Annotated in this window: 18 protein-coding genes; 14 read left to right on the top strand and 4 right to left on the bottom strand. The window is 65.6% G+C overall.

The features are described 5' to 3' along the window. Nucleotides 1-103 precede the first annotated feature (103 nt). The 14 genes from aroA to IVA79_RS20785 all read left to right on the top strand — a co-directional run bounded on the left by aroA (nt 104) and on the right by IVA79_RS20785 (nt 13240). A complete protein-coding gene (aroA, locus tag IVA79_RS20850) occupies nt 104-1441 on the top strand; it encodes a 3-phosphoshikimate 1-carboxyvinyltransferase (RefSeq protein WP_247556165.1) in 1338 nt (445 codons plus the stop codon). 10 nt (nt 1442-1451) lie between these two features. After that, entirely contained in the window at nt 1452-2057 is a 606-nt protein-coding gene (locus IVA79_RS20845) for a hypothetical protein (protein ID WP_247556164.1), read from the top strand. Beyond that, on the top strand, nt 2035-2442 hold the full coding sequence (locus IVA79_RS20840) for a hypothetical protein (RefSeq protein ID WP_247556161.1): 408 nt from the start codon (nt 2035-2037) through the stop codon (nt 2440-2442). Before IVA79_RS20845 ends, IVA79_RS20840 begins: the two co-directional genes overlap by 23 nt. Before the next feature lie 5 nt (nt 2443-2447). After that, entirely contained in the window at nt 2448-3086 is a 639-nt protein-coding gene (gene cmk, locus IVA79_RS20835) for a (d)CMP kinase (RefSeq protein WP_247556159.1), read from the top strand. Between the two features lie 265 nt (nt 3087-3351). After that, nucleotides 3352-5058, top strand: coding sequence for a 30S ribosomal protein S1 (gene rpsA / locus IVA79_RS20830; RefSeq protein WP_100178633.1), 1707 nt, complete (start codon nt 3352-3354; stop codon nt 5056-5058). A gap of 205 nt (nt 5059-5263) precedes the next feature. After that, nucleotides 5264-6244 carry a signal peptide peptidase SppA gene (gene sppA / locus IVA79_RS20825; protein WP_247556157.1) on the top strand — a complete coding sequence of 327 codons (981 nt, stop codon included), beginning with the start codon at nt 5264-5266 and terminating at the stop codon, nt 6242-6244. 171 nt (nt 6245-6415) lie between these two features. Then, nucleotides 6416-6721, top strand: a complete 306-nt coding sequence (locus tag IVA79_RS20820; protein ID WP_007598410.1) for an integration host factor subunit beta — start codon at nt 6416-6418, stop codon at nt 6719-6721. Between the two features lie 71 nt (nt 6722-6792). Continuing rightward, nucleotides 6793-7185, top strand: coding sequence for a lipopolysaccharide assembly protein LapA domain-containing protein (locus tag IVA79_RS20815; protein WP_247556154.1), 393 nt, complete (start codon nt 6793-6795; stop codon nt 7183-7185). Nucleotides 7186-7250: 65 nt separating this feature from the next. Next, on the top strand, nt 7251-7922 hold the full coding sequence (locus IVA79_RS20810; RefSeq protein ID WP_247556151.1) for a phosphoribosylanthranilate isomerase: 672 nt from the start codon (nt 7251-7253) through the stop codon (nt 7920-7922). Further along, nucleotides 7919-9136 (top strand): tryptophan synthase subunit beta, encoded by a 1218-nt coding sequence (gene trpB, locus IVA79_RS20805; RefSeq protein WP_247556148.1) that lies wholly within the window; start codon nt 7919-7921, stop codon nt 9134-9136. The genes IVA79_RS20810 and trpB overlap by 4 nt, the downstream gene beginning before the upstream one ends. Continuing rightward, nucleotides 9133-9969 carry a tryptophan synthase subunit alpha gene (gene trpA / locus IVA79_RS20800; protein ID WP_247556145.1) on the top strand — a complete coding sequence of 279 codons (837 nt, stop codon included), beginning with the start codon at nt 9133-9135 and terminating at the stop codon, nt 9967-9969. The genes trpB and trpA overlap by 4 nt, the downstream gene beginning before the upstream one ends. Nucleotides 9970-10080: 111 nt before the next feature. Beyond that, a complete protein-coding gene (gene accD / locus IVA79_RS20795) occupies nt 10081-11022 on the top strand; it encodes an acetyl-CoA carboxylase, carboxyltransferase subunit beta (protein WP_247556142.1) in 942 nt (313 codons plus the stop codon). Next, complete coding sequence (locus tag IVA79_RS20790; RefSeq protein ID WP_247556140.1) at nt 11019-12362, top strand: folylpolyglutamate synthase/dihydrofolate synthase family protein; 1344 nt, start codon at nt 11019-11021, stop codon at nt 12360-12362. The genes accD and IVA79_RS20790 overlap by 4 nt, the downstream gene beginning before the upstream one ends. A gap of 137 nt (nt 12363-12499) precedes the next feature. Next, nucleotides 12500-13240, top strand: a complete 741-nt coding sequence (locus tag IVA79_RS20785; protein ID WP_247556138.1) for a metallophosphoesterase family protein — start codon at nt 12500-12502, stop codon at nt 13238-13240. Between the two features lie 51 nt (nt 13241-13291). Here the strand turns inward: IVA79_RS20785 and IVA79_RS20780 are convergent, their stop codons facing one another. The 4 genes from IVA79_RS20780 to addB form a co-directional block, all read right to left on the bottom strand. Then, nucleotides 13292-14299 carry an ATP-dependent DNA ligase gene (locus tag IVA79_RS20780; RefSeq protein WP_247556543.1) on the bottom strand — a complete coding sequence of 336 codons (1008 nt, stop codon included), beginning with the start codon at nt 14297-14299 and terminating at the stop codon, nt 13292-13294. A gap of 144 nt (nt 14300-14443) precedes the next feature. Continuing rightward, complete coding sequence (gene trxA, locus IVA79_RS20775) at nt 14444-14764, bottom strand: thioredoxin (protein ID WP_008540017.1); 321 nt, start codon at nt 14762-14764, stop codon at nt 14444-14446. A gap of 66 nt (nt 14765-14830) precedes the next feature. Next, complete coding sequence (gene addA / locus IVA79_RS20770; protein ID WP_247556136.1) at nt 14831-18340, bottom strand: double-strand break repair helicase AddA; 3510 nt, start codon at nt 18338-18340, stop codon at nt 14831-14833. Next, nucleotides 18334-21480 carry a double-strand break repair protein AddB gene (addB, locus tag IVA79_RS20765; protein WP_247556134.1) on the bottom strand — a complete coding sequence of 1049 codons (3147 nt, stop codon included), beginning with the start codon at nt 21478-21480 and terminating at the stop codon, nt 18334-18336. The genes addA and addB overlap by 7 nt, the downstream gene beginning before the upstream one ends. Nucleotides 21481-21657 lie beyond the last annotated feature (177 nt).

Raw genomic sequence — 21657 nt, 5'->3', positions numbered from 1 at the left:
GCTGTCAATAGCGCATTACGAGAGAACGACATGCCCGTGACGGGGCGCGGACCATGTGGTACCTGCGCCGCAGTCCCCTCAGGGCTCATCCAAGGACACAATCTTGACCCATTCCGACCAACCGAGGCCGCTTCAGTCTCGCGCCAGCGGTCCCCTGACCGGGAAAGTACGGGTGCCCGGGGACAAGTCGATCTCCCACCGGGCCCTCATTCTGGGTGCGCTCGCGGTCGGCGAGACCAGGATTTCGGGCCTGCTGGAGGGCGAGGACGTCCTCAACACCGCCAAATCCATGCAGGCGCTGGGTGCCAGGGTCGAGCGCACCGGTGATTTCGCCTGGAAGGTCAACGGCGTCGGCGTCGCCGGATTCGCCCAGCCCAAGGCCGCGTTGGATTTCGGTAACTCCGGCACCGGCTGCCGGCTGGTCATGGGTGCCGTCGCGGGCTGCCCGATCTCGGCGGTGTTCGACGGCGACGCCTCGCTGCGCAGCCGCCCGATGCGCCGGATCCTCGATCCCTTGGAAAGGATGGGCGCGAAGGTCGTTTCTGGTGGTGAGGGCGGTCGTCTGCCGCTGACCCTTCAGGGCGCGCGCGATCCGTTGCCGATCACCTACACGACCCCGGTCGCCTCGGCCCAGATCAAGTCGGCGGTGCTGCTGGCGGGCCTCGCCGCACCCGGCACCACGACCGTCATCGAGACCGAAGCCAGCCGCGACCACACCGAACTGATGCTGAAGCATTTTGGGGCCGACATTTCCTCGGCGCGAGAGGGCGCGCATGGCCGCCGCATCACGCTCAAGGGCCAGCCCGAGCTGCACGGCGCCACCGTGGTGGTGCCTGCCGATCCTTCCTCGGCCGCGTTCCCAGTGGTCGCAGCGCTGATCGTCGAGGGCTCCGATGTCGTCCTGTCCGACGTCATGACCAATCCGCTGCGCACCGGCCTGTTCAGCACGCTGCGCGAAATGGGCGCCTCGATCGAGGAAAGCGAGGTCCGCGGCGACGCCGGCGAGCCGATGGCGCAATTGCGCGTGCGCGCGTCGAAACTGCGCGGGGTCGAGGTGCCGGTGGAGCGCGCGCCCTCGATGATCGACGAATATCTGGTGCTGGCGGTGGCCGCCGCCTTCGCCGAGGGCACGACGATCATGCGCGGCCTGCACGAGCTGCGCGTCAAGGAATCCGACCGGCTCGAAGCCACAGCCGACATGCTGCGCGTCAACGGTGTCAAGGTCGAGGTCTCCGGCGACGATCTGATCGTCGAAGGCCGGGGTCATGTTCCCGGCGGCGGCCTCGTCGCCACCCACATGGACCATCGCATCGCGATGTCCGCGCTGGTGATGGGATGCGCGTCCGACCAGCCCGTGAGCGTCGACGACACCGCCTTCATCGCCACCAGCTTTCCGGACTTCATTCCGATGATGCGTTCGCTAGGGGCCGAGTTTTCATGAGGCCGCGGCCATGAGTGCAGCCTTCGACCGCGATGCCTTGCTGGATGCTTTCGATTCGATCGGCCGTGCCGCGGCCGATGCTGGAACCAAGCTTCAGATCGCGGTCTATGGCGGCTCAGCGCTCATGCTCGCCAGCAACTTCCGCTTTGCAACGGAAGATGTCGACGTGTCGAAGCTTGAGCATCCACTGCCAGGCTGGCTGGAAAGAGTGACGGCCGAAATCGCCGCTAAGAATGGATGGGACGCTGACTGGTTCAATGACCAGGTCGCATTCCATCTCAGCCCGCTGGCGGATCTCGCCGCTGATCATCTCGAATTTGGTACTTTTCCGCGCGATGGCTCACCGCCCGGGCTTGAGGTCTCGGTGCCCTCCGCGGCATATCTTCTGGCGCTGAAATTGAAGGCGTTCCGGGTCACGGATCCCGTTCGTGGAGAGACCGAGCGGCTGGACATCTTGAATTTGATGAAAGTGGTTGGAATCTCGACCGCGGAGGAGGCTATGGCGCTGCTTGGCCGGTACTTTCCGGTGAGCGCGGCATCCTCGGAGAAGCAGCGTTTCCTGCTGAAGCATATGGACCTCGGGGGAGGAGCGGATGCGCCCAAATACCCTCGCTGAAGCCGTCGAGCGCATCCGCAACGGCGCGCCTCAGGACGCTACGCTCGCCGAATTCCTCGACACGTTCGATTTGGCCGAGACGAGCCGGGCCCAGTACGAGACGATCGAGGACGAGCCCGCCTTGACGCGAAACGACCGGCTCGATGCCTTGGTCGGTGCGATCGCCGAATATCTGGCAAAGCAACGTCGTCTTGGCCGCGTACCTGCGTGGGTTTGCGACCCGGCGCGGCGACTTGCCGAGCCATGGTTCACCACGTCCTCGCCATCCGACGCGATGCGTGAATATCTCACCTTTGCGAGTCCCGCTGAATTCGCGTCTCGCAATATTTTTACCGAAGAGCGGCCATTGCGACGCGCCCGCGGGCCGCAGACAGTCAAGGTTTGAGTGACATGATCATCGCCATCGACGGGCCCGCGGCCTCGGGCAAGGGGACGCTCGGCAAGCGTCTTGCGCACCATTACGGCTATCGTCACCTCGATACCGGCGTGATCTATCGGGCGGTGGCCTACGCCCTGATGCAGTCGGGCCATGATCTCCGGGACGAGGCGGCCGCGGTGCAGGCCGCGCTGGAGCTCGATCCCGAAAAATTCGGCAATCCCGCCCTGAAGACCCAGAAGGCCGGTGAGGGGGCCTCGATCGTCTCGGCGATCCCCCGGGTTCGCGAGGTCCTGGTCAATTTCCAGCGGCAATTCGCCGCCGATCCACCCGGCGCCGTGCTGGATGGCCGGGATATTGGAACCGTGATCTGCCCGGACGCCGACGTGAAGATCTTCGTCGTCGCCGACCCCAAGGTCCGTGCCCGCCGCCGGACCATGGAGGCCAGGGCAAGGGGGGAAGAGGCGGACGAGGCCGCCGTGCTCGCCGACATCATCCAGCGCGACGAGCGCGACAAGAACCGCCCGATTGCGCCCTTGAAACCGGCCCCGGATGCTTACTTGCTAGATAACTCCCAACTGGATATAGAAGGCGGCGTCCGGGCCGCCATCGACATTATCGAGGCCGTCCGAGCGGGCCGGTCGCGGGGTTAAGCCGCAGCCGTCATTGGAGGAAGCGCCCGCTCCCGCTCTTTGAGGTCGATACGTCAGGTCCCTGTTTGGGGTCGGCGCGATCCAGGCTCCGGACATTAGATTTCCACGTATCGAATGCGCGGGCCTCAGCCGGCCCGCTTCCGCTATTTCGGCGCCAGCCGGAGCAGCGAGCGGTCGCTCGAAGGTTTTGCGGACCTTCCGACACTGCGTGTGCGATGCGCCCATGAACCCAACGGCCGGCACGACATCCGCAACTGGAGAACAAATGGCTTCGACTTCTGCTGATACCTACAGCCCGTCGCGCGACGATTTCGCCGCGATGCTCGACGAGTCCTTCGCAGGCGGCAACCTGCAGGAAAGCTCCGTCGTCAAGGGCAAGGTGGTTGCAATTGAAAAGGACATGGCCGTCATCGACGTCGGCCTGAAGACCGAGGGCCGCGTCGCCCTGCGCGAATTTTCCGGCCCCGGCCGTGACAGTGAACTGAAGGTCGGCGACGAGGTTGAAGTGTTCCTCGATCGCATCGAGAACGCGCTCGGCGAAGCCGTGCTGTCGCGCGACAAGGCGCGCCGCGAAGAGAGCTGGGGCAAGCTCGAGAAGGCGTTCCAGAACAACGAGAAGGTCAACGGCGTCATCTTCAACCAGGTCAAGGGCGGCTTCACTGTCGATCTCGACGGTGCCGTGGCCTTCCTGCCGCGCTCGCAGGTCGACATCCGTCCGATCCGCGACGTTGCGCCGCTGATGAACAACTCGCAGCCGTTCCAGATCCTCAAGATGGACCGCCGCCGCGGCAACATCGTGGTGTCGCGCCGCACCGTGCTGGAAGAGACCCGCGCCGAGCAGCGTCAGGAGCTGGTGCAGAACCTCGAAGAGGGTCAGGTCATCGACGGCGTGGTCAAGAACATCACCGATTACGGTGCGTTCGTTGATCTCGGCGGCATCGACGGTCTGCTCCACGTCACCGATATCGCGTGGCGCCGCGTCAACCATCCGACCGAGGTGCTCTCGATCGGCCAGACCGTGAAGGTCAAGATCATCAAGATCAACCACGAGACGCACCGCATCTCGCTGGGCATGAAGCAGCTGCTGGACGATCCGTGGCAGGGCATCGAAGCCAAGTACCCGCTGGGTGCCCGCTTCACCGGCCGCGTCACCAACATCACCGACTACGGTGCGTTCGTCGAGCTCGAGCCGGGCATCGAAGGCCTGATCCACGTCTCCGAGATGTCGTGGACCAAGAAGAACATGCACCCCGGCAAGATCGTCTCGACCTCGCAGGAAGTCGACGTGCAGGTGCTGGAAGTCGATTCCGTCAAGCGCCGCATCTCGCTCGGCCTCAAGCAGACCATGCGCAATCCCTGGGAGGTCTTCGTCGAAGGTCACCCGACTGGTTCGGTGGTCGAGGGCGAGGTCAAGAACAAGACCGAGTTCGGCCTGTTCCTGGGCCTCGAGGGCGACGTCGACGGCATGGTCCACCTCTCCGACCTCGACTGGAAGCTTCCGGGCGAGCAGGTGATCGACAACTACAAGAAGGGCGACATGGTGAAGGCCGTGGTGCTCGATGTGGACGTCGAGAAGGAGCGTATCTCGCTCGGCATCAAGCAGCTCGAAGGCGACCCCTTCGCCGAGCCGGGCGATGTCAAGAAGGGCGCGGTCGTGACCTGCGAAGTGCTCGAAGTGAAGGAGAGCGGTATCGAGGTGAAGATCACCGGTACCGACTTCTCGACCTTCATCAAGCGCTCCGAGCTCGCCCGTGACCGCAACGACCAGCGCGCCGAACGCTTTGCCGTCGGCGAGAAGGTCGATGCCCGCGTGATCCAGTTCGACAAGAAGGCCCGCAAGGTCCAGGTGTCGATCAAGGCGCTCGAAGTCGCCGAGGAGAAGGAAGCCATCGCGCAGTACGGCTCCTCCGATTCGGGTGCGACGCTCGGCGACATCCTGGGCACCGCGCTCAAGAACCGCGACAGCAAGTAAGCGAAACGTACGTTTCGCTGACATCAAGGCCCCGGCGCGAGCCGGGGCCTTTTTGTTGCTTCTTCACGAACCGCTGTCGTCCCGGCTCTCACGCGCGCACAAGCCTTGTTTTCTTCAAATTGCGCCGCAATTGATGTATCCAGATAAGCCGTTGGTCACGCCGTGACGGCACAACGCGCCCGGCCTTTCATTTGGAGATATCTCGATGTCGCTCGATTCGGACATCATCGTCGATCGCCGCCGGATCCGTCGCAAGCTGACGTTCTGGCGCGTCATGGCCGCACTGATCGCGATCGCGGCGATCGCAAGCTTTGCGCTGGTTGCAACACCCGGCGCGCGCGGCACCTTTGCATCCGCCGGCTCGATCGCGCGGGTCCACATCGATGGGTTGATCCGCAGCGATTCCGATCGCACGCAGGCGCTGGAGCGGCTCGAGAATTCGCAGGCCGCCGCCGTCATCGTTCACATCAACTCGCCGGGCGGCACCACAGCCGGCTCGGAGCAGCTCTACGATTCGCTGGTCCGGCTGAAGGCGAAGAAGCCGCTCGTCGTGGTGGTCGAGGGCCTGGCTGCCTCCGGCGGTTACATCACGGCGATTGCAAGCGACCACATCGTCGCCCAGCAGAGTTCGCTGGTCGGGTCGATCGGTGTGCTGTTCCAATATCCCAACGTCTCGGAGCTCCTGAAGACCATCGGCGTCAAGGTCGAGGAGGTGAAGTCGTCGCCGCTGAAGGCCGCGCCCAACGGATTCGAGCCGACCAGTCCCGAAGCACGAGCCGCCCTCGATGCGCTGGTGAAGGATTCCTACGCCTGGTTCAGGGGGCTGGTGAAGGATCGGCGTGGCATGGATGACACGCAGATCGAGAAAGTGGCCGACGGCCGCGTCTTCACCGGGCGCCAGGCGATCGATCTCAAGCTGATCGATCAGATCGGCGACGAGAAGACCGCGGTGACCTGGCTGGTCGAGCAGAAGGGCGTCAAGAAGGGGCTCTCCGTGCGCGATTACAAGCTCGAGCCGCGCTTTGGCGATCTGCCATTCCTCAAGACCGCCGCCGCCATCACGCTGGAAGCGCTCGGTTTGGGCTCGATTGCGCATCAAATCGGGCAAACCGGGGTTGCGCAGGCCGTCGATCGGTTCGGAATGGATGGAATGCTGGCCCTGTGGCAGCCAGCCGCCTCAAACTGAGGGAACTGGGCGAGCGCCGGAGGGTTTTCCCGTCTGACGGGCATCGGGCCAGCCCGCTTTTTCGGCATTTGTCACGCATTTTCACGACGCTCAACCTTGATTTAGCGTCTTGACAGATCAAGGTATTTTCACGGAAATGGTTGTCCGCACGCTCCCGGGTCCTATCTCTCGATGATCAAATCCGAACTTGTTCAGCGTATCGCCGAGCACAACCCGCATCTGTACCAGCGGGATGTCGAGAACATTGTGAATGCGATTCTCGAAGAGATCGTAGCGGCCCTCGCGCGCGGTGATCGCGTCGAGCTGCGCGGCTTCGGTGCCTTCTCGGTCAAGCATCGCCCTGCACGCGCCGGGCGCAATCCACGCACCGGCGCCCATGTGCCCGTCGATCAGAAGAGCGTTCCGTTCTTCAAGACCGGCAAGGAAATGCGCGAACGGCTGAATCGCGACCATCCGGATCCCGGCGCGCCAGACTGAGGCCGAGGTCAGGATTTCCAGCGGTCGCGCAAGATGCGGCCGCAAGCTTGATTCAAGGCGAGCGAAGCGAGATGCGAAAGTTCCTGACCGCGCTGATCGTGATTCCGCTGGGCGTGATCCTGGTGGCGTTCGCGGTCGCCAACCGGCACCTCATCACGGTCTCGTTCGATCCCTTCATTGCGAACGACCCGTCATTGTCGGTCACGATGCCGCTGTTCCTGCTTCTGATCCTGGTCGCCGCCCTCGGGGTCTTCGCGGGCGGCTCTGCCGTCTGGCTCGACCAGCGGCGCTGGCGGCGCGCGGCGCGCCGGCATGAGGCGGAGGCACGGGCGGCCAGGGGTGAATTGGCCGACCTGCGGGTCCAGATGGCCGCGGCAAGGCCCGAGTCCCAGCGCCTCCCGGTCCCCTCGGGGGTCGGCCTTTACGGGCCCGTCGGGCGAGACAAGCAGCGCGCGACGTTGTAGAAGCGGCCGCAACCGAAAGCCCCGTTTTCCGGCCGCGCCTCGCGGCCTCCATTTGCTTTGAGACCATGTCCCTGCTCGTCAAGATCTGCGGCCTGTCCACGCGCGAGACGCTTGAAATCGCGCTCGACGCCGGCGCTGACATGGTGGGGTTCGTGTTCTTTCCGCCGTCGCCGCGGCACCTGTCCCTGGAACTCGGCCGTGACCTCGGCCGCCAGGTGAAGGGGCGCGCGCTCAAGGTCGCGCTCACCGTCGATGCCGACGATGCGACGCTCGACAACATCATGGCTGCGCTGTCGCCGGACATTTTCCAGCTCCATGGCAAGGAAAGCGTTGCGCGGCTGCGCGATATCAAGCAGCGGTTTGGCCGCCCGGTGATGAAGGCGGTCCCGGTCGCAACGTCTGCCGATCTCGCCGTGCTGCCTGGCTATGCCGCGGTCGCCGATCGCATCCTGTTCGATGCGCGCGCGCCGAAGGATGCGACGCGGCCCGGCGGCCTCGGGGAGCCCTTCGACTGGCACCTGCTCGAAAACCTCGATCTGAAGCTGCCCTACATGGTCTCGGGCGGACTTCATGCCGACAACCTCGCCGAGGCGCTTCGTGTCACCCGCGCCGGCGGCGTCGACGTGTCCTCCGGTGTCGAGAGCGCTCCCGGCGTCAAGGACCCTGAGATGATCGAGGCCTTCATCCGCGCCGCGCGCGCCACCCGAGATGCAAGTCAAGAGTTGAGCGTCAGATGAACATCGCCAAGCCAAACTCCTACCGCAGCGGCCCCGACGACCGCGGCCATTTCGGCAATTTCGGCGGCCGCTTCGTCGCCGAAACGCTGATGCCGCTGATCCTCGATCTCGAGAAGGCCTACACCGCGGCCAAAGCCGATCCGGCGTTCCAGGCCGAAATGAACGGCTATCTTAAGAACTATGTCGGCCGGCCCTCGCCGCTCTACTTTGCCGAGCGCCTGACCGAGCATCTCGGCGGCGCCAAGATTTATCTCAAGCGCGAAGAGCTCAACCACACCGGCTCGCACAAGGTGAACAACGTGCTCGGCCAGATCATGCTGGCGCGGCGCATGGGCAAGAAGCGCATCATCGCCGAGACCGGCGCGGGCCAGCACGGCGTCGCCACCGCGACGCTGTGCGCGCGTTTCGGCCTGGAATGCGTGGTCTATATGGGCGCCGTCGACGTCGAGCGGCAGCAGCCCAACGTCATCCGCATGGAGATGCTGGGCGCCAAGGTGATGCCGGTGCAATCGGGCACGCGCACGCTGAAGGACGCCATGAACGAGGCGCTGCGCGATTGGGTCACCAACGTGCACAACACGTTCTATTGCATCGGCACGGTGGCAGGACCGCACCCGTATCCAACGCTGGTGCGCGACTTCCAGTCGATCATCGGCAACGAGACCAAGACGCAGATGCAGGAGATCGAAGGCCGGCTGCCGGACTCGCTGGTCGCCTGCATCGGCGGCGGCTCGAACGCGATGGGCCTGTTCCATCCGTTCCTCGATGATCCCTCGGTCGAAATTTTTGGCGTCGAAGCCGCGGGCCACGGCCTGACGCAGCTGCATGCGGCATCGATCGCAGGCGGCCGTCCCGGCGTGCTCCACGGCAACCGCACCTATCTCTTGATGGACGCCGACGGCCAGATCCAGGACGCGCATTCGATCTCGGCCGGTCTCGATTATCCCGGCATCGGCCCGGAGCATTCGTGGCTGCACGAGGTCGGCCGCGTGAACTATCTCTCCGCGACCGATGACGAGGCGCTCGCCGCGTTCCAGCTCTTGTCGCGGCTTGAAGGCATCATTCCCGCGCTGGAGCCGGCGCATGCCATCGCCAAGGTGATGGAGCTCGCACCGAAGCGCGCAAAAGATCACCTGATGGTCGTCAATCTCTCCGGCCGCGGCGACAAGGACGTCCCGCAAGTCGGCGACATCCTGAGGGGCAAGAGCAAGTGACCACGCGTATCGACATCCGTTTTGCCGAGCTTGCGAAGCAGGGCCGCTCGGCCTTCGTGACCTATGTGATGGCCGGCGATCCCGATCTCACGACGTCGCTCGACATCGTCAAGGCGTTGCCGAAGGCCGGCGCCGACGTCATCGAACTCGGCATTCCCTTCACCGATCCGATGGCGGACGGTCCCTCGATCCAGGCTGCAGGCCTGCGCGCGCTCAAGGCCGGCATGACCTTGAAGAAGACGCTGGAACTGGTGCGCGACTTCCGCAAGGACGACAACGTCACGCCCCTGGTGCTGATGGGCTATTACAATCCGATCTACATTTACGGCGTCGACAAGTTCTTGACTGATGCCAAGACGGCCGGCGTTGACGGCCTCATCATCGTCGATTTGCCCCCGGAGGAAGACGACGAGCTCTGCATTCCCGCGCTGAAGGCGGGCCTGAACTTCATTCGCCTCGCGACCCCGACCACCGACGACAAGCGCCTTCCCGCGGTGCTCGCGAACACATCAGGCTTTGTCTACTACGTCTCTATCGCCGGCATCACCGGTGCAGCGGCGGCGGACGCGAATGTCGTCGGTGAAGCTGTCGCGCGCATCAAGCGGCATACCAGGCTGCCTATATGCGTCGGTTTCGGCATCCGCACGCCGGAGGCGGCGCGCGCCATTGCCGAGAAGGCCGATGGTTCGGTGGTCGGCACCGCGCTGGTCGATGCGCTCAAGAACAGCCTCGATGCGGAGGGACGCGCGACCGCCAAAACCGTTAACGCCGTCGCCGAGCTGACGGCGGCCCTGGCCCAGGGCGTCAAGGGCGCGCAACAGGCGGCCGAATAGACCATAATTCCGCTTCTGGGCGGGCGACACGGCGGCTTGCCGGGCGAAGGTCCGGCCGCCATATATCTCTTCAGGCGATCCGCGAGGCGGCATCGCACATCGGAGCAAACCATGAACTGGCTTACCAATGTGGTCCGGCCGAAGATCCGCAACATGCTGCGGCGGGAGACGCCGGAGAATCTGTGGATCAAGTGCCCGGATTCCGGGCAGCTGGTGTTCTACAAGGACGTCGAGGCCAACCAGTTCGTCATCCCCGGCTCGAACTACCACATGCGCATGGGCGCGGTGGCGCGTCTGAAGTCGATCTTCGACAACGAGACCTGGTTCGACGTCGCGCTGCCCGAGGTCACGCCCGACCCGCTCAAGTTCCGCGATGAGAAGAAATACGTCGACCGCGTCAAGGACGCGCGGGCGCGGACCAATCTCAACGACGCGATCAAGGTCGGCTACGGCAGGCTCGAAGGCTCCGCCGTCGTCGTTGCCGTGCAGGATTTCGATTTCATGGGTGGCTCGCTCGGCATGGCGGCCGGCGAAGCCATCGTGCGCGGGATGGAGCTTGCGGTCGAGAAGAACTCGCCGTTCATCGTGTTCGCCGCGTCGGGCGGCGCACGCATGCAGGAAGGCATCCTGTCGCTGATGCAGATGCCGCGCACGACGGTCGCGGTGCAGATGTTGCGCGAGGCAAAACTGCCCTACATCGTCGTGCTGACCAACCCCACCACCGGCGGCGTCACCGCGTCCTACGCGATGCTGGGCGACGTGCAGATCGCCGAGCCGGGCGCGCTGATCGGTTTTGCCGGCGCGCGCGTCATCGAGCAGACCATCCGCGAGAAGCTTCCGGAAGGCTTCCAGCGTGCCGAGTATCTTAAGGAGCATGGCATGGTCGACATGGTCGTGCATCGCCACGAGTTGCGCCCCACGCTGGCGCGGCTCTGCCGCCTGCTGACCAAGGCGCCGGCGCAGGAAGGCGCATCGAAGCCGACGCAGGCCGTCACGAGCCCGGCACAGATCGTATCGGCCGCTGAGACGGCGCCGGCTGCGCCCCACGCGTGAACGCGTCCCCCGACAGCAAGAAGACGCCGCTCGGCGAGCTGATCGGGCGGCTGTCGGTCCTGCATCAGAAACGCATCGATCTCGGGCTGGAGCGAATGCACCGGCTGCTCGAGCGGCTCAGCCACCCCGAGCGCAAGCTTCCGCCGGTGATCCACATCGCCGGCACCAATGGCAAGGGCTCGACGCTCGCCTATCTGCGTGCAACGCTGGAGGCTTCAGGCCTGCGCGTCCACGCCTATACCTCGCCTTATCTGGTTCGCATCAACGAGTGCTTCCGGCTCGGCCGCGTCGGTGGCGGCGTGCTGGTCGGCGATGACGAATTGCGCGCGGCGCTGGAAGAGGTCGAGCGCGTCAATGCCGGCGAGGCCGCGACATTGTTCGAGCTGAAGACGGCGGCTGCGTTCGTTCTCTTCGCACAGAATCCGGCGGATGTGGTGTTGCTCGAAGTCGGTCTCGGCGGCCGCCTCGATTCGACCAATGTGGTCGACGCGCCAGCGGCCTGCGTGATCACGCCCGTCAGCATGGACCACGTGGACTTTCTCGGCGATACCCTGGCAGCGATCGCCGGCGAGAAGGCCGCGATCATCAAGCGCGGCGTGCCCGTGATTTGCGCCGAGCAATCGCCGGAAGCGATGACGGTGATCGAAGCACAGGCGAGGCGTATGCGCGCGCCGCTGCTTGCCGCGAACGAGAATTGGCACGTCAATGTCGAACGTGGCCGTCTGGTCTATTCCGACGATCGCGGCTTGATGGATCTGCCGGCGCCGCGTCTGTTCGGCCGCCACCAGTTCGACAATGCCGGCCTTGCGATCGCGACGCTGCGCGCGGTCCCGGCGCTCAAGATCAATCAGGCGGCGTTCGAGGCCGGCATCGTCGGCGCGGAATGGCCGGCGCGGATGCAGCGCATCAGCTCGGGTGAGCTGCTGTCCTGGGGACCGCAGGGCTCGGAGATCTGGCTCGACGGCGGGCACAATGCCGAAGGTGGCCGCGTCGCAGCCGCAGCACTGGGCGACCTCGAAGAGCGGGTGTCGCGGCCGCTGGTCGTCATCGCGGGCATGATGGCCAACAAGGATGCGCAGGGGTTTCTCGCCAATTTCGCCGGCCTCACCCGTCACATCATCGCGGTGCAGATCCCTGATACCGAGAACGCGATGCCGGTCGACCGTCTGGCAGATGCCGCACGCAGCCTCGGCATGCGCGTCGAGCCCGCGCCCGGGATCGAGGCCGCGCTACGCGCCTTGGCGACGCTCGCCTACGAGGCGCCGCCGCGCATCCTGATCACCGGCTCGCTGTATCTGGCCGGCCACGTGCTGGCGATCAACGGCACGCCTCCTGCATGAGGTTGCATGTCCCGGACAAGCGCAGCGAAGCGGAGCGCTGATCCGGGACCCAGAGCGCTGCAATATGGGCCCCGGCTCTGCAGCGCATCGCGGAAGACGCGCTGCGCTGCGTCCGGGGCACGAAAGAGAGACTGGCCATGCGTTTCGCCGCCATCGCCGACATCCACGGAAACTACCTCGCGCTAGAAGCTGTCCTCGCCGACATCCGCGCTCTTGGGATTACCGACATCGTCAATCTCGGCGACATGCTGAGCGGTCCGCTCGATGCGCGACGCACCATCGAGATCCTGATGCCGGTCGACGCCGTGCACGTGCTCGGCAATCACGACCGCTATCTGCTCGATCGTCCGCCGGAGAAGATGGGCTCGTGGGATCGTCCCGCCCATGCCGCGCTCAACGTCGCCCAGCTCGACTGGTTGAGGGCACAGCCGATGACGCGGGTGTTCCGCGAGCAGGTATTTCTCTGCCATGCGACGCCCGGCAATGACGAGGTGTATTGGCTCGACACAGTGCACCCCGACGGCACGGTGGCGCGGTCGCCGCTGGACAGGATCGAGCAATTCGCGCAAGGCGTCAGCCAGTCCCTGATCCTCTGCGCCCATACTCATCTCGCCCGCGCCGTGCGACTTCGCGACGGCCGGCTGATCGTCAATCCCGGCAGCGTCGGCAGCCCCGGCTTTCGCGACAAACATCCCTACCCGCATGTGGTGGAGGCGGGCACGCCGCACGCGCGTTACGCGATTCTCGAACTGGCGAACGGAGCCTGGGAGGTGACGTTCCGCCACGTCACGTATGATTACGAAACGATGGCGGCACTGGCGCGCCGCAACGGACAGCCTGAATTGGCGCAGGCAATTGCGACAGGATGGCTCGGGTAAATCCTGTCGTGTCCCGGACGGGATGCAGCGCTTCGCGCAGCGTCCGGGGCGTCACTTCAACAGCTTCATCGGATCGGCCGCCTTCTGCTTCAGCTGCTCGAAGCTGCATTGCCGCGGCGCCTTGTCGGGGCGCCAGCGCAGGATCGAGGTGCCGTGACGAAAACGCTCGCCGCTGAAATGGTCGTAGCAAACCTCAATCACGAGCTTCGGCTTCAGCGGGCACCATTTCGCCGAGCGCTCTGTCGACCAGCGGCTCGGGCCGCCCGGTGCATTGCCGGTGAAGCCGGGCTCGCCGATCAATGCTTCGAGCCGATCAGTCAAGGCCGGCTTCGCCTCCACCTTGATCGCCGAGGTGAAGCCGACGTGGTGCAGCAGGCCATCATCGTCGTAGAGCCCGAGCAGCAGCGAGCCGACCACTTTGCGCCCCGCGAGCTTGTTGGTGGCATAGCGGAAGCCGCCGACGACGCAATCGGCGCTGCGGAATTTCTTGATCTTCTGCATGCCGTCGCGATTTCCGGCCTGATAGGGCAGGTCGATGCGCTTGGCGATCACGCCGTCCGACCCGCCGCCGGACTGCGCCAGCCATTTTTTGGCCGTGGCGTAGCTTGTCGTCGCCGGCGATAGACGGAAGAGACTGCCTTTGAGATTGGCCTTCGCAAAAGCTTCCAGTGCCGGCCGTCGCTCGCGCAGCGTCTTGTCGATCAGACGTTTCTCTCGGGTCGTCGCGAGGAGATCGAACACGAGGTAGAGCGCCGACGTTTCCTGCGAGAGTTTCGTTACGCGGCTGGCAGCGGGATGTATCCGTTGCAGCAGCGCGTCGAAGGAAAAGCTCTTGCCTTGCGGCACGACGATCTCGCCGTCGAGCGTGAAACGATCCGCTTTGAGCTTCAGGGCCGCGGAAACGATCTCGGGAAAATAGCGCGCGAGGTCCTCGCCGGATTTCGAGCGGAGATCTATGTGGCTGCCGGAGCGCGATAGCAGGCAGCGAAAGCCGTCCCATTTCGGCTCGTACTGCCAATCCTTGCCGCGCGGGATCTCGTCGACCGAACGCGCCTCCATCGCGACGAGCGAGGTCGGTCTTCGGGCGCGCTTTGCGGGAGGAGCAGGCAAGGGCGGGACTCGTCATACGCTGAACACGTCCCATCAACGCAGAACGGCCGGCATTTCGCCGGCCGCTGTCGAAAATAATCTTACGCGAGGGGATCAGACCGCGGAGGTGATCCACTGCTGCAGCTTCGCCTTCGGCGCGGCGCCGACCTGGCGGGACGCCATCTCGCCGCCCTTGAAGATCATCAGGGTCGGGATCGACATCACGCCGTACTTGGACGCGGTCTTGGGGCTCTCGTCGACATTGAGCTTGACGATCTTGACCTTGTCGCCCATTGCACCGGCGATCTCGTCGAGGGCGGGCGCAATCATGCGGCAGGGGCCGCACCACTCGGCCCAGAAATCGACGACCACGGGGCCGTTCGCCTTGAGCACTTCTGCTTCGAAATCGGCGTCGGAAACCTTGCTAACGGCCATTGCAGTACCTCACTCGTTGAAAGAATCGGCGCGACCTGGAATCGCGCCCGGGATCATGAGGTCAACCTATGAACGGCTCCTTGCCGGGTCAAGGACGCTCACACCGAGATGAAGGGATGCCAGCGCCGCGTCCAGCGCGGGGGCTGAAATCTCCATATATTCAAGGGCCTCGGTCCAGAGCAGGACGGCCCTGACCGGCTTTTGGGGATAAAGCCGCGAGAGCACCGCCCGGTACAGCGCGAGTTGCCGGACATAGGCAGCAGGCGCCTCAGCCGCGCTTTTGGGCGCGGTCTGGTTGGTCTTGAAATCCACGATCAAAACCTCCTCGGGGCGAACGACCAGCCGGTCGATCTGCCCCGACACCAGCGCCGGCGTGCGGCCCGGCCGCTCCAATTTGCCGACAATGGCGACCTCCGCCCGGCTCCCGGCAGCGAAGACCGGCGCGAAACGCGGTTCGGTGATCAAGGCGAGCACTTTATCGGCCAGCGCGGTGCGGTCGGCCTCCGGCCAGTCCGCAGCGTTGCGGACCATGAAGCCGAGCGCCGCCTCGCGACGCCGCTCAACGGCGATGTCGGGCAGGGATTGCAGCAGCCGATGCACCAGCGTGCCGCGTTGCAGCGCGAGGGCGCGCGATTGGACCGATTCGCCCGATCGCACCGCGCGCCCCCCCTCGGCCGGCTGGCCGGACGGGCGCACTGGATCATCGTCGACGGTCTCGCGTGGTGCCGGCGCCCGCAGCCAATCGGGCAGGGCGACGGTCTGGTCTACGGTCGTTGCCGGCGTGCCGAGCGCTGCGACATCCTCCGGCCGCGCGAATCGCGTCACCTTGCCGAGCGGCGTCTCGATGACCTGCTTGTCCAGGCCCGAGCCAGCAAGCCCGGTGTCGACCAAATCGTACCAGCTCAGCTTGCGGACCGTCTTCACGTTGCCCGGCATGCAGCCGCCGACGACCAGCCGGTCGGCCGCGCGCGTCATCGCGACATAGAGCAGGCGGCGGTACTCGTCCTCGGTCTCTTCTAACATCGCCTTGCGTGCGTCCGCGACCGGCTTGGGATCATCCGCCTTGCGCCCGGCCCAGACCACGACCTCGCCGCCATTGCCGCGGGGCACGTGGATCAGCCGCACCCGCTGCGAGTCCGCGGGCGAGGACGTGGTGTCGACCATGAACACGACGGAAGCTTCGAGACCCTTGGCGCCATGCACGGTCATCACCCGCACCTCATCGCGCGAGATCTCCATGTCGCGCTTCACCTCGGTGTCGGCGGAGCGCAGCCAGGCCATGAAGCCCTGCAGCGAGGCCGGCGCCTTGCGCTCGTAGTTCAGCGCCAGCTCCAGAAACTCGTCGAGCGCGTCATTGGCCTCGTGGCCGAGCCGGCGCAGGATGCGCGCGCGTCCGCCATCACCGCCGAGCAGCCAGGCGTAAAACGCGAACGGCGTCTCGTCGCGTGCGCGCGTCTCGCAGGCCTCGAGTCGGCGTAACGCCGTGGCGAACTTCTCACTCCCGGCCGCATGTTCGCCCAGCGCGCGGCGCAGTGATCCCTTGCGGCCATAGGCAAGCTGGAACAGATCGTCGTCGTCGAGCCCGAATAGCGGGCTTTTCAGCGCCACCGCGAGCGCGAGATCGTCCTGCGGCAGCAGCAGCGCGTCGGCGAGGTTCATCAGGTCGATGATGGCGATGTGCTCGGTCAGCTTGAGCCGGTCGGCGCCGGCCACCGGGACGCCAGCGTGCTTCAGCGCCTGGATCACGGCGTCGAACGCATTGCCGCGCCGGCGCACCAGGATCAGCATGTCGCCATAACGCAGCGGGCGCCTCTCGCCCTCGTGGCCGGTCAGCGTGCCGCTTTCGACCAGCCGCTTGATCTCGGCCTGGATGCGACGGGCGAGCTTGACCTCGGGGCTGGTGGCGGCGACGCCGTCGAACGGCGCGCGCCAGCCCTCGATGTCCTGCCTGTCGTCGGCGACTGCCAGATCCCATAGCTCGATCACGCTCGGGCCGGCATCGGCGAGCGCATTGTGCAGGGGTTGGCCGATGTCGATCGAATGGATGCTCTTGTAGATCTCGGGTTCGCGGAACACGTGGTCCACGGAATGCAGGATCGCGGAGCCCGAGCGGAACGAATAGGTGAAGGCAACTGGATCGAACTTCAGCCCGGCAGCGGTGAATTTGCGGCCTAGCTCCCGCTTGCGCGTATCGAATTCATGCGGGTCGGCGCCCTGGAATGAGAAGATCGACTGTTTCTCATCGCCGACGGCGAAGACCGTGCGGTTCAGCCCCTCGCGCGCGCCTTCGCCAGCGGTGAATTCCGAGATGATGTGCGCGACGATGTCCCATTGCCGCGGACTGGTGTCCTGGGCCTCGTCGATCAGGACGTGATCGACGCCGCGGTCGAGCTTGTAATGCACCCAGCCCGAGGCGACGCGATTCAGCATCGCCAGCGTCTTGTCGATGAGATCATCGTAGTCGAGCAGCCCGCGCTCCTGCTTCTCGCGGCGGTAGTTCGCGGCGGCCGCGGTCGCGATGTGTAGCAGCGCCGCGGTGCGGTCGCGCATGGTCACGGCGCGGCGCTTCTCGATCAATCCACCGATCCGCTGCGCCTCGGCCTCGAACAGGCGGGCGACGGACGGATTGTGATCGCAAAATTTCTTGGTGAGCAGCGTCTTGCGCGGCAGCTTCTCGTCGGTGAGGAAGATGCAGAGATAGGCATCGACCTGCGCGCTGCCGGAAAAGACTTTTGCTTCGCGCAGCCGGCCGGCCTGGTCGTTGTCCGATTTGCTGCCATCCTCCAGCGCAAAGGCGATATCGTCCCAGCGCGATCGCGGCAGGAACGGGCCGTCGAGAATCTCGGTCTCGACCTCCTCGATGCGGTCGCCCGCGTCGACGCCGAGCACAGCTGACATCTGCTCGACCGCCGCCCCGGCGTTGCCGGCCTCGTCGGTCCAGGCCATGAAATGATCGCGACTCAGACAGGCCTCACGCACCACCTCCTTGAAGGTGACGTCGGCGGCGCTCGCCATCGCCGTCAACAGCGCGCGGCCGGTGATGCTGTCCGGGTCACGCGCGGCCTCCAGCAAGACCTTCAGATTGGCGCGCTCCATCATGTCGGTCTGGTCGCGCTCGTCGATGACGGCGAAGCGCGCGGGAACGTTGGCCTCGAACGGAAACTGCTGGAGCAGGCGGGTGCACAGCGCGTGGATGGTCTGCACCTTCAAGCCACCCGGCGTCTCCAGCGCGCAGGCGAACAGTTTTCGCGCGTCACGGCGCAGCTTTGCGCTGGGATGCGGGATACCGACCGCGCGGATTGCGGCATCGAGCGCGGTGTCGTCGAGGGTCACCCAATGACCGAGCGTGGTGAACACGCGCTCAGCCATGTTGGCGGCGGCGGCCTTGGTGAAGGTGATGCAGAGGATCTTTTCCGGCGGTACGCCCGATAGCAGCAGGCGGATCACGCGCTGCACCAGCACATGGGTCTTGCCTGAGCCGGCATTGGCTGACACGAAGGCCGACGCGGTCGGATCCGACGCGCGGGCCTGCCTCGCACGCACCTCGTCAGGGATGGGACGCGGCGCCTTCACCATTCCTCGATCCCCAATCCGCCGGCCGCGGACCATTCCTTGATCCGGGCGAGATCGTCATAGGTGCCGTAGCGGTTCGCCCACATCGGCAGGTTCAGCGAGGTGTAGGGTTGATTCTCATCTTCAAAGGCGCGGATCAGCGCTTCGAGCTTGGCCCGCGCTTCTGCGGCCGCCGTATCCGGCGGCTGCGGTTCGTCGCCTGGCTTGAATTTGAGCTCGAGGATGCGTTCTTCGCCCGGCGGATTGTTGCCGCTGAGGCGGACATAGACGAGCTGGCTCACGGACGAACCGGCATCGATATCGGGAAAGCCGCCCTCGCGCAGGATCGCGGCCTCCAGCGTCAGCTGCGGCGACAGGCCCATGCGGACCTGCTTGCCGGTCGGAGGCTGTCCGGTCTTGTAGTCGAGAATGGCATAGCTGCCGCCCTGGCGGCGCTCGATGCGGTCGGCGCGCGCGGAGAGATAGAATGTGCGCGCATTGTCGAGCGGGATCGAGATCTCGCCGCGGGTCTCGGCGGTGATTGCCTCGATCGCCTCGCGCCGCGCGGTCTCCCATTCGCCGAACCAGCGGGCGACGCGCTGGAAGCGCGGCCACCATAGCGCCCGCGCTTCGGGCCGCTCCATCAGCGGAGCAAAATACTTTTCGCCGATCGCGCGCAGAACGCGCGCGGGATCATCCGGCAGACGCGCGGCGTAGGTTTCGGTGAACTCGCCGATCGCATCGTGGATCGCCGAGCCGCGATCGGCGGCCGACAACGGCATGTCGACGGGATCGAGCGCATCGAGCCGCAAGATGTGCCTGGCGTAGATCGTATAGGGATCGCGCAGCCAATCCTCGATCGCGGTGACCGACATTTTGAGTGGCCGCACGGCGCGCGGCGGCCGCGGCTCCGGCTGCTTGATCGGCCTGACTTCGGCGGGCTGGTCCAGCGCGCCGGCGAATCGCACGTATTTCTCGCCGGCGCGAACGGCCGCGTTCCAGAGATCGTCGCCCGTAACAGCCTCCAACCGGTGCAGGAAGCGCGAGGCCACCGCCGGCGCGCCGCCGGCCTTGGCGGAATGGGTGAGGATCACCTCGTCGCCGCCGAGCAGTTGGGCAAAATCGTGCGCGGAAAGGCCGATACGGCGCTCCGGCAGATCGAGACCGAGCTCATGCCGCATCGGCCGGCTCAGCCAGGGATCGATCCGCGGCGCCGGCGGCCAGACGCCTTCGATCAGACCGCCGACGATGATGCGGTCGGCCTGCATCAGGCGCGATTCCAGCGGGCCGTAGATCTGCAGCCGCGCGCCCGGCCTGTCCGGCCGCCGTACCGCACGATCACTGAACGCAGTCTGGAAGACGTCGGGATAATCGGGCAGCGGCACCATCAATCCGCTGGTCGTGCCGCCGCGCAGGAGATCATCGAAGGCGCTCGCGAGCGCGAGGCCTTCGCGCTCCTCGAAGGCGAGCGGAACGCCCTGCTCGTCGCGCGACAGCTCGATCATGATCTCGCGGTGGCGGTGCGCAAGCTCGGCGAAGTCGTATGGCTTTGAAGAGGCTAGGCTCTCGATCGGCGCCAAGGCCTTTTGCAGGACATCGATCAGCGCCTGGATGCGATCGAGATCTTCAGCCTTGAGACGCGCGCGCGGCTCGGCGCGATGGAGCGCGGAGACCTCGCTGCGCCACAGTTTTGCAAGCTCCTCGCGGAAGCGGTTGAATTCGCGCAGCAGGCCCGCCGTGCCGGCAGGCGGACGCGTGCCGCGCAAGACCGCAAGCTCGAGGCCCTCGATCGCCGCTGTCCATGCGCCGGGCACCCGGCCCAGCCGGCACTGCGGATGTTTCAGCATTGCGAGGAGCGTCGGCGGCTCCAGGCCCTTGGTCGCGGCTTCCGCGGTGAGTCGGGCAAAAACGCCGGCGGAGGTTTCCATCAGCACGTCGCCGCCGGAATCATCGAAGGCGAGATCCCATCGGGTCAGCGCGGCCATCACCCGCCGCGCCAGCGCACGATCGGGCGTCACCAACGCCGCCGATTTGTCGAGATGCCGCGCCTCGCGCATGGCGATGGCGATGGCGAGGGCTTCCATCTCGGGGTTGGGCGCTTCGACGACGGCGAGGTTGGTCATGCCGCCGGCGATCTTTGCCGCGACATCCGGCTGCTTCAACCGGTCGTGCCAGACTTCCGTCTTGGCCGATGGCCGCATCGATTCCGAGGCGAGCAGATCGCGACCGCCTTCTGCCGGCGGCTGGAGAATCTCGACGTCGCTGCGCTTGATGCCAAAACGATCCAGCAGCGCACTCATGGCATATTGCGGATGGTTCGAGGCCGGATGCTCCGCGAACTTGCCGAGCGCATCGCGCACGCCGCCGATGCTCCGCCAGGCGTCGTCGTCGAGGTCGGTGTCGAGGCCCGGCAGCACCACGGCACCATGCGGCAGCGATGCGACTGCGTGGAGGAATTTCGCGGTGGCCGGCATCGAGCCGGTCGAACCCGCCGCGATCACGGGGCCATTGGGGTGCGCAGTCAGGCGTTTGGCCTCCGCCGCGATCAGGAGATCGCGCCGCGCCGCGGGCTCGATCCGTTTGATCTCGGCGAGATGGCTGGGCCAGGCGATGCGCGCGATGCGCAAAAATTCGAGCGAGTGCTGCCAGTAGCGATCGAGGTTATCCGGCACGAGGCCATCGAGCACATTCCAGGCGACGCCGCGCGTGACCATGTCATCGATCAGGCGCGCGAGGTCGCCGGCGAGGGCAAGCGTGGAAGCGGGCCCGCCGACCACCAGCGGCGCCAATACCGGGCCCTTGGCCCAGGCGGCGACGAGCTGCGCCAGCGTCAAGCGACGTTCAAGCTCGCCAAGCCGTGGCGGAATGTCGAGCGGCGTCGCGCCGGAAAACTGCTCGCCTTCGTCGGCGAAAGCGAGCTCGTCCTCGTCGATGTCGCCGAGTGCGACGATCCGCGGCAGCACCACCGCGCCCGCCTTCATCTCGTCGAGGAAGATCTCGCGGACGACGCGCATCGCGCGGCGGGTCGGCAGGTACAGCGTGGCGTCCGCCAGCCGCGCCGGTTCCTTGCGCGCCTCGAATCCCTCGACCAGCCGTCCCTCGAGCAGGGCCGTAACGACCGTGCGCAGGAACGGAACCGAGATGGGGACGCTGAAAACGCGCATGAGCTGCCTGATTCGATGGATCAGGCAATATAAGGAGGCGAGGTCGAATGGTCATGGGCTTGGAAGAAGTCGTCCCCGCTGTTCGCCGATTGGGGACGGTCCCGTAGGGTGGGCAAAGGCGCGACAGCGCCGTGCCCACGCATTTTTGCGATCGAGAGAGATGGTGGGCACGGCGCA

The sequence above is a fragment of the Bradyrhizobium sp. 138 genome, from assembly GCF_023074075.1.
GTDB lineage: Bacteria > Pseudomonadota > Alphaproteobacteria > Rhizobiales > Xanthobacteraceae > Bradyrhizobium.
Note: the sequence above shows the minus strand (reverse complement) of the source record. Positions and strands in the feature narration are given on the sequence as shown.

What these genes read in the sequence shown, in the direction of transcription:
- IVA79_RS20845 (WP_247556164.1), top strand. Translation starts at nt 1,452, where the DNA reads ATGAGTGCAGCCTTCGACCGCGATGCCTTGCTGGATGCTTTCGATTCG.
- IVA79_RS20840 (WP_247556161.1), top strand. Translation starts at nt 2,035, where the DNA reads ATGCGCCCAAATACCCTCGCTGAAGCCGTCGAGCGCATCCGCAACGGC.
- cmk (WP_247556159.1), top strand. Translation starts at nt 2,448, where the DNA reads ATGATCATCGCCATCGACGGGCCCGCGGCCTCGGGCAAGGGGACGCTC.
- rpsA (WP_100178633.1), top strand. Translation starts at nt 3,352, where the DNA reads ATGGCTTCGACTTCTGCTGATACCTACAGCCCGTCGCGCGACGATTTC.
- sppA (WP_247556157.1), top strand. Translation starts at nt 5,264, where the DNA reads ATGTCGCTCGATTCGGACATCATCGTCGATCGCCGCCGGATCCGTCGC.
- IVA79_RS20820 (WP_007598410.1), top strand. Translation starts at nt 6,416, where the DNA reads ATGATCAAATCCGAACTTGTTCAGCGTATCGCCGAGCACAACCCGCAT.
- IVA79_RS20815 (WP_247556154.1), top strand. Translation starts at nt 6,793, where the DNA reads ATGCGAAAGTTCCTGACCGCGCTGATCGTGATTCCGCTGGGCGTGATC.
- IVA79_RS20810 (WP_247556151.1), top strand. Translation starts at nt 7,251, where the DNA reads ATGTCCCTGCTCGTCAAGATCTGCGGCCTGTCCACGCGCGAGACGCTT.
- trpB (WP_247556148.1), top strand. Translation starts at nt 7,919, where the DNA reads ATGAACATCGCCAAGCCAAACTCCTACCGCAGCGGCCCCGACGACCGC.
- accD (WP_247556142.1), top strand. Translation starts at nt 10,081, where the DNA reads ATGAACTGGCTTACCAATGTGGTCCGGCCGAAGATCCGCAACATGCTG.
- IVA79_RS20785 (WP_247556138.1), top strand. Translation starts at nt 12,500, where the DNA reads ATGCGTTTCGCCGCCATCGCCGACATCCACGGAAACTACCTCGCGCTA.
- IVA79_RS20780 (WP_247556543.1), bottom strand. Translation starts at nt 14,299, where the DNA reads ATGGAGGCGCGTTCGGTCGACGAGATCCCGCGCGGCAAGGATTGGCAG.
- trxA (WP_008540017.1), bottom strand. Translation starts at nt 14,764, where the DNA reads ATGGCCGTTAGCAAGGTTTCCGACGCCGATTTCGAAGCAGAAGTGCTC.
- addA (WP_247556136.1), bottom strand. Translation starts at nt 18,340, where the DNA reads ATGGTGAAGGCGCCGCGTCCCATCCCTGACGAGGTGCGTGCGAGGCAG.
- addB (WP_247556134.1), bottom strand. Translation starts at nt 21,480, where the DNA reads ATGCGCGTTTTCAGCGTCCCCATCTCGGTTCCGTTCCTGCGCACGGTC.